Origin of the sequence: Parabacteroides sp. AF48-14 (assembly GCF_003477465.1) — a bacterium.
GTDB lineage: Bacteria > Bacteroidota > Bacteroidia > Bacteroidales > Tannerellaceae > Parabacteroides > Parabacteroides acidifaciens.
This window is the reverse complement of the sequence record NZ_QUDI01000057.1, coordinates 1-16,184: the sequence shown is the minus strand read 5'-3', so window position 1 is coordinate 16,184 and position 16,184 is coordinate 1. Positions and strand designations below refer to the sequence as shown.

The 16,184-nt window shown below is 42.3% G+C and carries 11 protein-coding genes and 3 pseudogenes; 12 read left to right on the top strand and 2 right to left on the bottom strand.

Translation table 11 applies throughout. The features are described 5' to 3' along the window. Positions 1-8: 8 nt before the first annotated feature. Positions 9-1,172 carry a PP2C family protein-serine/threonine phosphatase gene (locus tag DW083_RS19670; RefSeq protein WP_115500151.1) on the top strand — a complete coding sequence of 388 codons (1,164 nt, stop codon included), beginning with the start codon at positions 9-11 and terminating at the stop codon, positions 1,170-1,172. 79 nt (positions 1,173-1,251) lie between these two features. On the opposite strand, the gene DW083_RS19665 is transcribed toward DW083_RS19670, so the two are convergent. Together DW083_RS19665 and DW083_RS19660 are read right to left on the bottom strand one after the other, a co-directional pair. Beyond that, on the bottom strand, positions 1,252-2,082 hold the full coding sequence (locus DW083_RS19665) for a hypothetical protein (RefSeq protein WP_115500152.1): 831 nt from the start codon (positions 2,080-2,082) through the stop codon (positions 1,252-1,254). Between the two features lie 34 nt (positions 2,083-2,116). Then, positions 2,117-5,029, bottom strand: a pseudogene (locus DW083_RS19660) (ATP-binding cassette domain-containing protein). A gap of 396 nt (positions 5,030-5,425) precedes the next feature. On the opposite strand from DW083_RS19660, the gene DW083_RS22160 reads away from it, so the two are divergent. The 11 genes and pseudogenes from DW083_RS22160 to DW083_RS19605 all read left to right on the top strand — a co-directional run bounded on the left by DW083_RS22160 (position 5,426) and on the right by DW083_RS19605 (position 16,146). Beyond that, positions 5,426-5,596 carry a hypothetical protein gene (locus DW083_RS22160; protein ID WP_158582144.1) on the top strand — a complete coding sequence of 57 codons (171 nt, stop codon included), beginning with the start codon at positions 5,426-5,428 and terminating at the stop codon, positions 5,594-5,596. Positions 5,597-5,632: 36 nt separating this feature from the next. After that, complete coding sequence (locus DW083_RS19650) at positions 5,633-6,805, top strand: 6-bladed beta-propeller (RefSeq protein ID WP_122333569.1); 1,173 nt, start codon at positions 5,633-5,635, stop codon at positions 6,803-6,805. 604 nt (positions 6,806-7,409) lie between these two features. Continuing rightward, entirely contained in the window at positions 7,410-7,784 is a 375-nt protein-coding gene (locus DW083_RS19645) for a DUF6249 domain-containing protein (RefSeq protein ID WP_122333568.1), read from the top strand. Then, positions 7,774-8,310 carry an RNA polymerase sigma factor gene (locus tag DW083_RS19640; RefSeq protein ID WP_122333567.1) on the top strand — a complete coding sequence of 179 codons (537 nt, stop codon included), beginning with the start codon at positions 7,774-7,776 and terminating at the stop codon, positions 8,308-8,310. Before DW083_RS19645 ends, DW083_RS19640 begins: the two co-directional genes overlap by 11 nt. A gap of 16 nt (positions 8,311-8,326) precedes the next feature. Beyond that, on the top strand, positions 8,327-8,656 hold the full coding sequence (locus DW083_RS19635; RefSeq protein ID WP_122333566.1) for a DUF5056 domain-containing protein: 330 nt from the start codon (positions 8,327-8,329) through the stop codon (positions 8,654-8,656). Between the two features lie 755 nt (positions 8,657-9,411). Next, a pseudogene (locus DW083_RS19630) lies at positions 9,412-10,724 on the top strand (UDP-glucose/GDP-mannose dehydrogenase family protein). After that, on the top strand, positions 10,721-12,271 hold the full coding sequence (locus tag DW083_RS19625; protein ID WP_122333565.1) for an RNA-binding domain-containing protein: 1,551 nt from the start codon (positions 10,721-10,723) through the stop codon (positions 12,269-12,271). Before DW083_RS19630 ends, DW083_RS19625 begins: the two are co-directional and overlap by 4 nt. Before the next feature lie 23 nt (positions 12,272-12,294). Beyond that, entirely contained in the window at positions 12,295-13,317 is a 1,023-nt protein-coding gene (locus DW083_RS19620; protein ID WP_122333564.1) for a YhcG family protein, read from the top strand. Positions 13,318-13,428: 111 nt separating this feature from the next. After that, positions 13,429-13,767, top strand: a pseudogene (locus DW083_RS19615) (Bro-N domain-containing protein); the annotation flags it as partial. Positions 13,768-13,813: 46 nt separating this feature from the next. Beyond that, complete coding sequence (locus DW083_RS19610; protein ID WP_122333562.1) at positions 13,814-14,707, top strand: FkbM family methyltransferase; 894 nt, start codon at positions 13,814-13,816, stop codon at positions 14,705-14,707. Beyond that, positions 14,707-16,146, top strand: a complete 1,440-nt coding sequence (locus DW083_RS19605; RefSeq protein WP_122333561.1) for a lipopolysaccharide biosynthesis protein — start codon at positions 14,707-14,709, stop codon at positions 16,144-16,146. The genes DW083_RS19610 and DW083_RS19605 overlap by 1 nt, the downstream gene beginning before the upstream one ends. Positions 16,147-16,184: the final 38 nt, after the last annotated feature.

Below are 16,184 nucleotides of genomic sequence, written 5' to 3'. Positions count from 1 at the left end.
ATGCTGCTATGGCTATAAAAATATTAAGTGTAGACGACGAACTGGACCTGGAAATACTGCTTACCCAATATTTCCGTCGCAAGATAAAGAAGGGCGAATATGAATTCCACTTCGCCCACAACGGACTGGAAGCACTCCAGATGCTGCTTGCCACGCCGGACTTCGATGTGATCCTGAGTGACATCAATATGCCGGAGATGGACGGACTGACGTTGCTCACGAAGATCAACGAGATGCGTAACCCGGCCCTCAAATGTATTATGGTATCGGCTTACGGCGATATGGAAAACATCCGTAGCGCGATGAACCAGGGAGCGTTCGACTTCACTACGAAGCCGATCAATCTGGAAGACCTCGAACGGACGATCGAAAAGGCGGCCGAACAGATCGCTTTCATCAAACAGGCGCAAAAGGAACACACGCAGTTGGAATCCATCCAGAACGACCTACATGTCGCCCAAGAGATCCAGCAGACAATCCTGCCTAAGACATTCCCTCCGTTCCCGGAGCTGAAATCATTCGACCTGTATGCCTATATGAATGCGGCCAAATATGTGGGAGGCGATTTCTACGACTTCTTCCGCATCGGGCAGGACCGTTTGGGCTTTGTCATTGCCGACGTATCGGGTAAAGGCGTTCCGGCAGCTATCTTCATGGCGATCAGCCGGACGGTTATACGTGCCATCGCTCTCACCGAAAATTCAGCTTCGATGTGTATGCAGCGCTCCAACGCCATACTCTGCCAGGAAAGTGTGAACGATATGTTTGTCACCGTTTTTTACGGTATCCTGAATATCCGGACAGGTGTTGTCACCTATTGCAATGCCGGGCATAATCCACCTGTTCTGATGAAAAAAGACGGTTCCGTGTCCAAAGTCCCGACAACTAACGATCTGGTATTGGGTGCTATCGGAGATGTCAGCTATCATGAGAAGGAATTACGGCTGTCTCCGGGCGATAACCTGTTCCTCTATACCGACGGGGTGACAGAAGCCATGAACACGAAGCACGAACAGTACAGCGAACAACGACTACTCGAAAACTGCCGCTCATTGGCGGGGAAAGACCCGAAAGAGGTTGTAGAAAAAATAACCGAAACAGTTGGCGAATTTGTTGTTGGCGCGATCCAATCGGACGATATCACATTGCTTTCGATCGCCTACAAGGGATAAGAAAGTTAATGCTAAAAGCAAAATAGCCGGCTCTCAAAAGAAAGCCGGGCTATTTTTATTATCTAATGTATAGGAATTCTTATTTCAGCAACGCATCACGGATACCCATAATCTCTGCATTTGCAGCTCTGGCTTCCTGAATAGAGTTAACCTTTTCTTTCAACGGAGAGATTGTTTCGCCCAACTGTTTCAGATCAGGATAATAAGCGGCCAAATCAGCAACCACTTCTTCCAGCATGCTGACACGTTTTTCCATATTTGCGGAAAGACCTGCAGAAGTAGCATCACCCTGTACAACCAATGTCGGGTTAGCGATCAGGCAAGCATATTCGGCAGAAGCAGCGCCCAACATTTCAACTTCGGCATCTATCTTGTTTTCAGCAGCCATCTTGTCGATGATCTGGTTTTCCTGTTCTTTCAGGAAAGACTGCATTTGTTCTTTAGTAGCATCTTTCGGAGCCTGTTCTTTCAGGATATCCAATACGAAAGACACATTCAAGTCTGTAGCCAGCTTGGCAATCACGGCTTCTACCTCAGCAGTCGGCTGACCAACAGCTTTCAATACGTTATAATCAGCCATGTACATACCCAATGCACGGGCTTTCTGTGTCGGAGTGCTCAATTCGGCAGCCTTGCTAACCGGCACCATGTATTTAACATCACCAACATTTACTTTTACTTCACCTGTAGAAAGGCGATAAGGAATTTCCGAATCCGGCATGTCCTTCAACAATTGAATTGTCTCCTGTTTCAACTCTTCAGTCAACAGGTCTTTCGGAGCCTTACCTGCTATAACAGCAGCTTCTTCAGTCTTTTCGGCTTCCTCGTTTGTTTTTTTGGCTCCGTTGCAGGAAGTCATTCCAAACACTAATGCTGCTACGGCGAGCATGCTTAATACACTCTTTTTCATATTGTATAATTTAATAATTTATTACTCTCGAACCTCAAAATTCGTCCCGTTTCAGGAAACGTCCCGGAAACTCTGCGAATATAGCGATAATCGCCAATAATGCAAAGAAACCTATAACCAATAAATTAAATTTATAAGTAGAAATATGATATCCGGCCCAATTTTTCTCATGACTGTAGAAGGCGGCACGTCCCCAGGCGTTATCCGGCTCCACATAAACCGTCCCGATCAGCGGGTAGATACGGTGATTCGTTTCCTTATACATATGGCGGCTTCCGGTACCCATTACCAGGTCTTCGATTGCCGTATTATGATGGGCTTTCTTCAACTCCGTCAACCATTCGGCTCCGTTTTCCCGGCTCCGTTCCTGCTGTACCTGATCGAGGTAAGCCGTAAAATTATGCGCCCGCTCATGCAGGGCAGCATCAACTTTATCCAGGTAAGAGAGATAATCCTCATTCGCGGCACGGGGAGCGATACGGGCGGCACGGCTTAATACGACGAGTTCATTCTCTACGGTTTTCCGCTTATCCGGATCATCCTTCCCGGCAAGCTGTTCAGCCAGGCTGCGTACTTCCGGGGAATGCACGTTCTCATAATACTGGGCCAGGTATTTTTCCTTTTCGATCGGGAAGTACGGGCGGTTGTAAGCATTATCCCGGAACTGCTCGACCATCAAAGCCTCGAAGGCCCAACGGGAAGGGATCACCTCTCCGATCAGCGGCACGATATTCTCATCCGAGGCGCGGGTGTTCAGGTCGTCAAACTTGATAACCAAACCGCAAAGCAGAATCTGCGGGATCAGCAGAAGCGGGATCGTAATATAAATGGCGACCACCGAACTCATTGTCTGAGACAGGATCAACCCCGTCAGGTTTGCCAGGAAAGAGGTTGCCCACAAAATAGTCCACCACGTCAGGAACATTTCGCCTCCCACTCCGATAATCGCATTCCCCACCAAGATAAACAATAAGGATTGCAGTCCGGAAACGGTCAGCAGATAAACCATCTTGGATGTCAGATAACTGCTCCGGCTCAACCGGAGGAAATGTTCCCGCTTCAGGATCGTCCGGTCTTTTATGATCTCCTCGGCACTGATACTAAGCCCCATAAAAGTGACAACGATCACCGACATAAAGATATAGGAAACAAAATTCTTATTGGCAAGCAACGTATATTCATCCCCGTCCATATAGCGGGTCAGCAGTGCGACGATCAAGGCCAGCAGAGGGGCTTCCAACAGTGTGATAGCTAAATAGGGTTTGTTCGTCAGCTTCGTACGGATATTCCGTTCCAGAAAGATCAGAAACTGTTTGCACTAGGAAGGCTTCTTTTGCTGGTTTTCCGGCAAAGCCTCTTCCTTGACAGCCGGAAAGACGGGACGGGAATTCAGATATTCCTCGTGCCATTCCTCCGGCGTGAATTTCCGGATATTCGTCTGGTTACCCGAATCGTCGATCTTCTTGGAGTCGATGATATTCAGGATCAGTTCGGGATTGACATTTCCGCAGGCACTGCATACGCTGATATCGGGATCGGTATATTTGGCCGCCTGCTTGAAATAGGTAATGGCTTCGATCGGGTTCCCGTCATAAATCGGATAACCGCCTCTGTCCAACAGCCATAGCCGGTCGAACAATTTATATATTTCAGATGAAGGTTGATGGATATTCACGACCACCAACTTTCCCCGGTGTGTCTGCTCTTTCAGCAACATAATGACTTTCTCAGAATCGGATGACGACAGTCCCGAAGTCGGCTCATCGAGGTACAGGATGGCCGGTTCGCGTATCAGCTCGAGCGCGATGTTCAGGCGTTTCCGCTGCCCACCGCTGATCGTCTTACGGATCGGGGAACCCACTTCCAGGTCTTTTATTTCTTCCAGGTCCAACTCCTTCAACACCTTCTCCACGTGCTCCCCGATCTCTTTGTCCGATAAACGGGCAAAACAGAGTCGGGCCGTGTACAAGAGATTCTGGTAGACGGTCAGCTCCTCGATCAACAAATCGTCCTGCGGCACGAAACCGATCAACTGACGCGCTTCCGGCGAATCGAGCGGATGGCCGTTCACGGTAATCGTTCCCTGATCGGGACGGATATTCCCGTTCATAATACCCAAGAGCGTAGACTTACCGACACCGCTACCTCCCATAATGGCGACAAGTTGTCCGGATTCAAGGTTGAAAGAGAAATTATGCAATCCGTTATGGCTATTCTTAAAAGTAAAATCAATATCACGTCCGGCCAGACGGATTACCTCCTTACGCTCGTTCTTATTGAAAACGGTCAGCAGGTCACTGTAGTAGACAGGCAGGAACAGCGGTCCTTTCAACACACTGCTGTGCTGCCAGGCGTAGAACATATCCGGCGAAAGCGGAATATCGTTCATGAACACCTGCCCGCTTCCGTGATAAGTAAAAATCTGCTTGTCAAAGCGGCGGATAAAGAAGACACGGATAAAACCTTCCATGCCTTTCCGCACGATATGGTTACCGGTCGCCTCCTCTTCCCCGCTGATGGTCAGCAAAGACGAAGAAGGTTTGCCCGTAATAAAAGCGAGCGAGTCGTCGAACTCCTTCTGCGGAATCGCAAAAATATCGGCAACCAAGCGGAACAGCTCCAAGTGATTCTCCGCCTCTTCGCTATTCGTATAGGCAAACTCCACAAAACGGATCAGCAGAAGCAACTGCTCTTCCGCACGCAATTTCACTTTCATCTGCTCGCAGATATTACGGACAATCTGCTCCTTGTCAAGCACAAAGAGCGAATCGTCGTACATCTCGCGCAACGCATTATAAAGTTCGATATATTCTTTATGGGAACGTACTCCGAAGTGACTGGACAGATACGAATGAACGGCACGACTTGCCTGCTCCCTTTCAATCCGCACGGAGGAAGCAAAAATAGCAAATAGATTTAATAAGCCGTTTAATATGGTCTCATTCATTTATTTCGTCAGTGTAAGATGAATTCGAAGCAAAGATAAGTAGAAAATTTGAATGGTAGAGCAGAACGGCGCAAGACAGTTGTGAATAAATGGTTTAAGGCAAAAAGGGGAATAGAGAGCGAAGCCAACGGAAACCACATAAAAAGCCAAATGAAACCGGAGTTATGTTACCATCCCGTTACTTTTATCCCGGTGAGGTGGATGATAGACAATATACTGATAAACAAGGGAAGAATGGAATTTACGCTTGCAAATGCAGGCGTTTTTTTTTGAAACGATGAAATATCTCATGAAAAAAGAGGTTTGCCCGGTTTGATTGCGCTAATTGGCTGCGTTTTGCATATCTTCTTACAGCTCTACAATGAATAATTTTGTTCACTAAAAATTAGTAGAGTTATGAGGTCAACTTTTAAGGGTGCAAATGTATGGATGACGGCAGCGGAAATCGCCGACCTGTTCAATGTGGGAGGCGCACAAGTGAACAACGCCATCAAAAAGATACATCTACTGAAAAAGCATTGTATGATTCAAAAGGCGAGATATAGTATCCATTATTCCGCCTTTTGATAAGGATTTTCTATATATTAATAATATCTTTGTATTATGAGAAAAGTATTTTATTTAGTCTTATCACTTGTAATTGCAAGTTGCACCTCTAATAAGGAACTGCAAGAGAAACTGGCATTTATTGATGTCACCAAAGAATATCCCGAAAAGAAAATTGAGCTCACCGATATTGCGGATGTCTCTTATCTGTACCTCAATTCAAAAAATGATGATTATCTCTATAAAGGTAGCATTGATTATGTAACCGAAAACAATATTATTGTTATAGACCGCTCTCAGAACAGCGTGCTGTTTTTCTCAAAAGAGGGAAATCCCAAATCACATTTTAACCGTAGGGGACAAGGATCGGAAGAATACAGAGATGCATATTCGCTAATGTATGACGAAGCAAATGATGAAGTGTTTGTTTCGCCCGACTTTAGCGATCATATTATGGTCTATTCATCATTGGGTGAATTCAAAAGGAAAATAAATTTACCTCAGACGAATGTTAACGGACAAATGGCTTTGTTTGACGATGTGTCCATATTGGTGTATGATAACACGAAATTGTGGAAATCTATCATACAAAGCAATGCCCCAGATATAGTACAAACCATTGATTCAGCTTTCTTTCTTATTTCCAAATTGGATGGTACAGTGCTGGATTATATCTCACTACCAAACAAAAATATAGATCTGAGTTATACCGATTTGAACAGTGTATTTACTAGTCAGGTGAGTTACGGACGTGTGAGAAAGTCGGGGGACGGATTACTTTTATACAATCCTGAATCCGACACCGTTTTTCATTACAGCAAAGAAAAGCATTTAACTCCATATATGTACAAAAAACCAATATTGAGCAGTCAAACCCCAATGACGGTTATGGATATCTGTATGGATGCGGGAAAATATCAGTTTATGGCGGTTTACCCTTATCGGGAAACAGGGAAATCTCCGACACCAAAGTATTATATGCGCAACAAAGCAACAGGAGAACTGTTTCGCCAAAAAATAACTCTTTCCGATTTTAAAGGAAAAGAGTTGTATATCAATCCCCGGCTTTTAAATTATTATGAACATGCATACCACTTTGAACTGGATTTTGCTGAACTCGAAGAAGCATATTACAAAAACAAGCTCAGTGGTAAACTCAAAGAACTGGTTGCTTCACTTCTTGAAGATGAGGAAAGTAATAATGTTTTTGTGTTTGCGGATTTTTATTGATAAAAACACACCTTTTGGGGTTGTTTTCAATATTGGGTGAATTATAAAAAGAGTTCCAAAGATTTCCCATATCGTGCGGGAAGTGTACTAAATGAGGCAATATGGCGTGTTGTCCTACTTTAACAGTGTTTCCGTCTTGCTATCAGTCAGAAGAGTTCCTTGCCATATATTCTGTTGTTTGAGGATTAAATAGTTGTCTGAATAATCTCTATTAGGTATTGCGGATTTACTTCGCTGAAGCAATAAGAGATAAACTACTGTCTTGCCGTATCGTTGCATAAGGCTGTTATCTGCTGTCATAATTGTATTATTAAAGGGTGAGTAACCAAATGATTAAACCGAAAAAAGCAACCACCGAAGCCAAAACGATGATGCAAAGCGCAGAATATCAAAGAAGTTACATTGTCGCTAAATCATTACCAACAATAATTATCTACCTTTCTACTACATACTATCATTCAGACAGATACAAGTTTTTTAATTATCCTGATACAAAGATAATAAAGATTTAAAGGAATATTTCATTGTTTTGCATCTAAACGATTACTTTCTTCCGTCTAATAGATGAGATTTGTAAGAATGTTTAATTTAAAAGTATAAGATTATGATCAATCATTTAATCCCGATTATTGTTTTGACAGTACCCTTTATCTTCGTTATCTTTATGGTCTGGATAAAAAGCAATGAAAATCAGAAGCGTAACCAACTGAAAGCGGAACTATACGTGAAAGCACTCGAAAAAGGAGAAAAGTTCCCGGAGGACTTGATCAAAGAGCCGAGTAAGAAGTACAAATCACTCAAGACGGCGATTCTCCTGATCTCAATCGGTATCGGCATCTCGATCTTTCAATTGTTCAATTCCAATCCGGCGTATGCAGTCCAAAATATGTCTGTCGGCCTAATCCCTCTTATACTCGGAATCGGCTTTCTGATTATTCACGTTATCTGGGAAAAACACGGAATAGAAGATGAAGATTGACACCCTACTTATTTCAAAAGTCATTTTACTGGGTGACCGGGAAGCATTCAACCGGTTGGTTGAAGCCTACCAGTCGCCTGTGCGCCGCTTCTTCTTCAACCTGACGGGCGGAGACGAAGAACTGAGCAAAGACCTGGCGCAGGATACTTTTGTGAAAGCATGGCTCAACATCGGTTCCTTCCGTTCCATCTCCACCTTTTCGACTTGGCTCTACCGGATTGCGTACAATACGTTTTATGATTATCTTCGTAGCCGGAAGCTTTCAGCAGAGCTGGATGTGGAAACATTGGGTGACGTCTTGCCAGCCGGCAGCCAGGATAAAGATTTAGGAATTGATTTCACACGTGCACTTTTACTTCTGCGTGCCGACGAACGGACAGTCGTACTTCTGTTCTACATGGAAGACAAATCAGTCGAAACAATTGCCGGAATCATGAGCATACCGCTCGGGACAGTAAAATCCCATCTGTCGCGAGGGAAAAAGAAACTGACAGAGTATTTTAAAAACACGGAGTATAATATATAATGTAACAGTATCAATTATGTCTGACGATAAACAACTATACGACCTCTTTAAAGCAAACAAGGCGGAGTTAGCGGATAACGGCTTTTCTAAACGGGTAATGAGGCGGTTGCCTAAACGGAACAGCCTGTTGCCGCAGATTATTATTACACTCTGCCTGATATCGGGAATAGTTCTGACATTCTGGTTGCAAGGCGATAGCAGCTTGTACAAAGGGATACAGGAAATGATCGTATCACTTAGTTACGCCCAGGTTCCTTCTTTTACAGCCATCAACGACTATATCATAGTCTTGCTCTTAATCGGGAGCATCAGCTTCGGATTGTTGTATTCTTACGATAAAGAATGAGGCAGATTATACGAATCAGTCTAAACCTGAAAATTACAATAACCCTCTTTTTTGGCGTTTTTCTATTTCGTCCGAAATTCTGATCAATTTTGGATTGACTCTTTTCTTGGTTTTAACCTCTCCGGCTGACACTGAAAAAAGCGGGCTGCCGAGGTCATCCCGAAAAACGTGCAATTTGTTTCCCTAAAACCGGAAACGCCGTCAAAGTGATAAAGCTTAACTCCCGGAGAATCGAATATTTGAAAATAAAACGGACGGCGTTCCAAATATCGCAAGGAAATTTAGGGGCTTTTTTGCCATGAAAACGGTCCTCTTTTTAATTATGACCGTCCAAATCGCCATTACGACCGTGCTAATCTTCGCGAGGTGCCGAGTGCACTACACATTAGCAGCGTAATGGCAAAGAGGACGGTCGTAATTGCTGGAAACACTCAAAAAAAGGCGAAAAAGTCCCTTTTTGAGGTCGAAAAAACGGATTAACATTTGTTTTGTTTCGGACGTCATTCGGGCCGGAAAAATGCGTTTTATACAATAACCCCCTTTTTGGACAACGGATAATTATCCCGAACTATAATTTGTACGCTTAACGTGGAATATGTCAATTTGTACAAAAACTAAATTTTAAGGTGTACAATGGTTCCAATTTCTTATCTTTGTGGCGTTTTCGTCGTTCCCCATATGGGAGTGACGAACCTTTGTGTGTCCGAAACCCTGTTGGAGGCACGTAATCGTAACTTTTATTTGATTATAAAATCATGAAAATAGCTATAGTGGGGACAGGTTATGTGGGACTTGTCACCGGTACATGTTTCGCAGAAATGGGAACCGAAGTTTTCTGCGTCGACGTAAATGCCGAAAAGATCACAAACCTGAAGCAAGGTATCATTCCTATCTACGAGCCCGGTCTTGAAGAGATGGTTCACCGTAACCAGCAAGCCGGCCGTCTCCATTTCACAACCGATTTGACGGAATGCCTGAACGAGGTCGAAGTCCTCTTCAGTGCCGTAGGTACTCCTCCCGACGAAGATGGCAGTGCCGACTTGAAGTATGTGCTGGAAGTAGCCCGTACCGTCGGTCGCAACATGACAAAGCATCTCTTGGTCGTGACGAAGAGTACCGTTCCGGTAGGTACGGCCCGCAAGGTTCGTGAGGCGATCCAGGAAGAATTGGATAAGCGGGGACTACAGATCGAGTTTGATGTCGCTTCCAATCCCGAATTTCTGAAAGAAGGTGCAGCTATTAAGGATTTCATGAGCCCTGACCGTGTGGTCGTCGGTGTTGAATCCGAACGTGCAGAAGAGTTGATGACTCGTCTGTACCGTCCTTTCCTGCTGAATAACTTCCGTGTGATTTTCATGGATGTCCCTTCCGCCGAGATGACGAAGTATGCGGCTAATGCTATGTTGGCTACCCGTATCAGCTTTATGAACGACATTGCGAATCTGTGCGAGATCGTCGGGGCGGATGTGAATATGGTACGTAAGGGGATTGGCTCGGATGCCCGTATCGGCAACCGTTTCCTATATGCCGGTATCGGTTATGGCGGCTCCTGCTTCCCGAAAGATATAAAGGCGTTGATTAAAACGGCTAAATCGAATGGTTACTGTATGCGTATCCTGGAAGCTGTTGAAGAAGTCAACGAAGAACAGAAATCGATCCTGTTCCGTAAGCTGAATGATTATTTCAAAGGCGATCTGAAAGGAAAACGCGTAGCTATCTGGGGTTTGGCCTTTAAGCCGGAAACGGATGATATGCGCGAAGCCCCATCCTTAGTTTTAATTGATAAACTGTTGGCTTCCGGTTGTGAAGTCTATGTATATGATCCTGTCTCGATGGAAGAAACCCGCCGTCGTTTAGGTGATACGATCCATTATGCAAAAGATATTTATGATGCCGTAGTGGATGCCGATGCCCTCCTGCTTGTCACGGAATGGAAAGAGTTCCGCATGCCTTCCTGGTCTGCTGTCAAGAAGTTGATGCTACGCCGCTGATATTGGATGGAAGGAATATCTATGATGTGAAGGAACTGGAGGAGAATGGGTTTGTTTATCATTGCGTAGGGCGATGACAAAAGAAGAAGTCTTGCAATTGATCCGTCAGGGAGAAAGTTTTCGGCTGGAAGCGAAGAAGGCCGAAAAAGAGGTTCCTGCATCTGTATGGGAAAGTTATTCTGCTTTCTGTAATACGGATGGAGGCGTCATATTGCTTGGCGTGTCGGAAGATAAGAAAAATAAAGAGCTTTATGTTTCCGGCGTTGAGGACAGTGGCAAGATTATCCAATCTTTCTGGAACCAGATTAATAATAAACAGAAAGTGAGCGATAACCTGCTTTTCAATCGCCAGGTTTATGCTCTTTCCTTTGAAGATAAAGACGTTGTAGTTATTGAAGTTCCTCGTGCAGACCGTCATTATAAACCCGTTTTTATTAATGACAACCTGTTTGCCGGTACATACCGGAGGAATGCCGATGGTGATTATCATTGCCAGCGCGAAGAAGTAAAAGCGATGCTTCGCGACCAAGCGGATATTACTTTAGATAGCACAATAATAGAAAATGTCGATTGGCAGGAACTGGATAAAGATACGATTTATCGTTTCAGGATGCGCTTTCGTAATCTGAAACCCGAACATGTCTGGAACACTTTGGATGATGTCGAGTTTCTATTGAAAGTCGGTGCGCTCAAACGTAGTAGTGACGCTCCTGAAGTCCATCCGACTTTAGCCGGTATTCTGATGTTTGGTACGGAAATGCTGATCACCAACGAATATCCGAATTATTTTCTGGACTATCGGGAGATCGAAGACGGGAACCGTTATACGGACCGTGTCTTTTCTGCTTCCGGTGATTGGTCGGGTAATCTTTTTGATTTTTATTTCAGGATTGTTGATCGTCTGACATCCGGATTGAAAGTTCCCTTTCAATTGCGTAACGGATTAGACCGTATTGATGACACGCCTGCCCGTTCTGCTTTACGAGAAGTTTTGGCAAACGCGTTGATTCATGCCGATTACCATGGTCGTAGGGGTGTTGTGATCGAAAAGCATAAAGACCATGTGATTATCTCGAATCCGGGAGCTTTGCGCATCACAATGGATGAAGCTCTTGAAGGCGGTATCAGTGATCCCCGCAATGCGAGTGTATTTAAGATGTTTGTTTTGGTTGATGTTGGCGAACGTATTGGCAGTGGTTTGCAGAACCTGCGTTATGTCTGGGGGCAAATGGGATTAGAAGTTCCCGTTTTACGAGAATCTTTTTCTCCTGATAGGATGCGATTGGATGTTCCGTTAGAAAACCCTGTTACCAACCCTGTTACCAACCCTGTTACCAACCCTGTTACCAACCCTGTTACCAACGGAAGTAATGTTGACCGAAACAGGGAGTATAATTTGTCAGAGAAGCAGAAAATAGTATTATCTTATTGTGCAGAGGCACGTAGTAGCCGGGAAATATTATCTTATTTAGGCGTCACTTATCAATCGAAAAATCTCAAACAGTATGTAAGTGATTTGGTTGAATTTGGTTTCCTGATGCCTACAATACCTGATAATCCGAGCCATCCGGGACAAAAATATATTACAAAAGTGTCTCTGCATGAGGTAAGCGGAATATCTTGATGGGCGGGTGAAGGAACAAGGAAATGACAAAAGCAGAAATAGCCTCTGATTATAAACATTGGCTTCAAGAATTGAAGCAACGTATCCGGCAGAGCCAGATCAAAGCGGCAGTTCGTGTGAACACTGCTTTGTTAGAACTCTATTGGAGCATCGGGGCGGATATTGTCGATCGGCAGGTGGAAGAAAAGTGGGGAAGTGGTGTTATTCCTCAATTAAGTGCCGACCTACGTGCAGAATTTCCTGAGATGCAAGGCTTTTCTACTACAAATTTGTGGTATATAAAGAAGTGGTATCTATTTTATTCACAGGAAGATATAAAACTCCCACAAGTTGTGGGAGAAATTCCTTGGGGGCATAATAGAGAAATCATAACAAAATGTAAATCCGTTGAGGAAGCTCTTTTCTACGCTCGTAAAGTAAATGAAGAAGGTTGGAGTCGTAAAACCTTGTTAGATTATATGGAGGTTGATCTTTATGCGACTCAAGGCCATGCGATTACAAATTTTACACAAATTCTTCCTGCCGAACGGAGTGGGCTGGCGATAGAAACATTGAAAGATCCTTATACATTTGACTTTCTTACCTTATCGGTTGGTTATAAGGAACGTGAGTTGGAAGATGCTTTGGTACAAAATATCACAAAATTTTTACTGGAGTTGGGGACGGGTTTTGCTTATGTCGGTCGTCAGGTTGAAGTTGTGGTTGGCGACTCATCCTATTTTATGGATATGTTGTTCTATCACATTAAGTTGAAGTCCTACGTTGTAGTTGAACTGAAGACAGTTAAATTCGAACCTGAATTTGCAGGAAAATTAAACTTTTATGTCACTGCCGTTGATCGCCAAATGCGTGAAGAAAGTGATAATCCGACAATCGGTTTGTTGATCTGTAAAACAAAAGACAATGTAATTGCCGAATATTCTTTGTCCGATATTCACAAACCATTGGGAATATCTGCTTATCATCTGAAAAACATATTGCCGGAGGACTTGCAATCGTCTTTACCTTCAATAGAGGAGGTAGAGGAAGGGTTATCAAAGATATGATTCCTTAAAAGTTTTCTGGTGACAAAACAAAAGTTTCATGGGCATGAAACAAAAATTCCATGGGCATGGAATAAATAGAACATCTTGATAAGCGGTTGAAGGAACAAGGGAATGACAAAGAAAGAAGCAATTAAAATATTCGAAGAGAAAAAGGTTCGTACAGTCTGGGACGACGAGACGGAAGAATGGTATTTCTCTATTGTTGATGTAGTGGGTATTCTTACAGACAGTGTGGATGATCGAAAATATTGGAATAAGCTAAAACAGAGGTTAAAAGCTGAAGGTAGTGAGTTGGTGACAAATTGTCACCAACTGAAATTACCTGCTTCGGATGGTAAATATTATAAAACCGATGTCGCCACCACCAGGCAACTATTCCGTTTGATCCAATCCTTCCCATCTCCCAAAGCCGAGCCGTTCAAACTCTGGATGGTGCAGGTTACGATTGAATAAGAAAAACGATGAAAAAGAATGAAAACGTATAAATCTTAAGTTGATGTTAGCAAAATTGTATAGAAATATAGTTCCAGAGAAAACACGAAAGGTTATTTATAAGGCCTTTTTAGGTAGTTTGTTGATGCTTATTCGTGATTTTGAAGGAACAATGAGATGGTATTGGTGTAAATTGTATTATTCCATCATCTCTCCTAAAAATGAAAAAGAGCAAGCTTATAAAGCTTGGGGAATTGCCGGCAATTCCCCATATCCATATATATGGAAGAAAGAGTATGACCTGCAACATTATGAGATAAACATAGATACTACGAATAATTTGCCTTATGTAGTTCATAATGGAAAGAAATTGTACTTTAAACGAGATATGGTAGCTTCTGCCGAATCTACCTATCGAGGACTTTTGATTGAGCAAGATAAACGTTCGGCTCATAGGTATGTCAGTTCTTATGAAGAGTTAAAGGGTAAAACTTTATTAGATATTGGTGCTGCAGAAGCTAATTTCACGCTTGATACAATTGAGTATATTGATCACGCTTATCTTTTTGAATGTGATGAGGCATGGATTGAGGCATTGGAAGCAACATTTGCTCCTTGGAAGGATAAGATAACTATTGTTCGTAAATATGTAAGTGATGTTGATAATGAAGATAATATTACTTTAGATTCATTTATTCAAGATCAAGGGATGGATATCAATAATTTATTTTTGAAAATGGATATAGAAGGATATGAAAGGAAAGCATTAGATGGTGCAGTTTATATCCTGGGACATGGTGAACATATCAGCGGGTCTGTTTGCATTTATCATTTGCATGATGATAAAGAGGTAATAGGGGCAAAACTGAAGAATTTAAATTTAAAAACGAGAATACAGCCAGGTTATTTGTATTTTGAGAAAGAAATGCGGCTGGCTATTATGCAGTTTTGGAGGTGATGGCAGAACAGACTCTAAAAGAGAAAACGGCAAAAGGGTTGTTTTGGGGAGGGGTGAGCAATGGAGGGCAGCAGTTACTTAGTGCTTTGTTTGGTATTTATTTAGCTCGTTCTTTAAACGCAGAAGATTATGGGCTTATTGGTATGCTTGCTGTATTTTCAGGAATTGCAGGGACGATAATTAATAGTGGCTTTTCCGTTGCTTTGACAAACAAAAAAGACGCAAATCATAAAGACTATAATGCGGTATTTTGGTTTACTTTTTTTGTAGGCTTGGCTTGTTACTTAATATTGTTTTTGAGTGCACCTTTGATTGCTAAGTTTTATAATCGTTCTGAATTAGTATCTTTATCCCGTTTCGTTTTTTTGAGTTTTTTCTTGTCTGGAATAGCATCTGTCTCATATACAGTATTATTTAAACAGATGGCGGTCAAGTTGCAAGCTATGATTGATATGGCTACGTTATTTGTTTCAGGTATTGTTGGTATAATCTTGGTAATGTATGGATATGGCTATTGGGCGTTAGCTACACAGAATTTTGTTTATATAGCTGGAGGATCATTGCTCCGTTTTATTTTAGCACCTTGGAAGCCTACTTTGGATATTGATTTCAGGCCATTGAAAAGAATGCTTTCTTTTAGTATGAAATTGTTTTTTACAAGTATTGTGCAACAAGTAAATGCTAATATATTTTCTGTTGTATTAGGACGTTTTTATGATGCGAAGCAGGTCGGATTTTATACTCAAAGTAATAAGTGGTTGGTAATGGCAATGCAGCCTATTTCTGGAATGTTGAGCATGGTAGCTCAACCTGTTTTTATAGAAGTTTCTTCTGATAAGGAACGGCAGTTAACTGTGTTTAGGAAAATGTTACGTTTTGGTTCATTCGTATCTTTTCCATTGATGTTTGGTTTGGCTTTTGTAGCAAAAGAATTTATTTTGGCCACGATAGGAGATAAATGGTCTTCTTCTGTATTGATATTACAAATTTTATGTATATGGGGAGCTTTTAGTTTCATTTGTACCTTGTATATCCAATTGTTGATATCTTGTGGACGATCAGATATTATCCTTATTGGGAATGTTTTACAAGGTATATTCCAAATAGCGGCAGTCCTTTGTGTGTTCCAGTGGGGGATACTTGCTATGGTTTTATCATATGTCGGAGTATATTTACTCTCATTGATCTATTGGTTTTATTATGTAAGGATAGAAATAAAACTAACAATTCAGATGGTTTTGAAAGATATAATGCCATATTTTGCGATTTCTGGGGCGGTTTTTGGATGTGTATGGTTTTTGACAAAGAATATGGAAAACATATATCTTTTATTATCGGTGAAGGTTTTACTATCTGTGGGATTATATGTGTTTGTTATGATATGTCTAAAATCTGTTATTTTCTATGAATTTGTAGGATATATAAGAAAGATAAAGTAAATATTTTTATAAAGATTTGATTCTATTGACTGAACTAT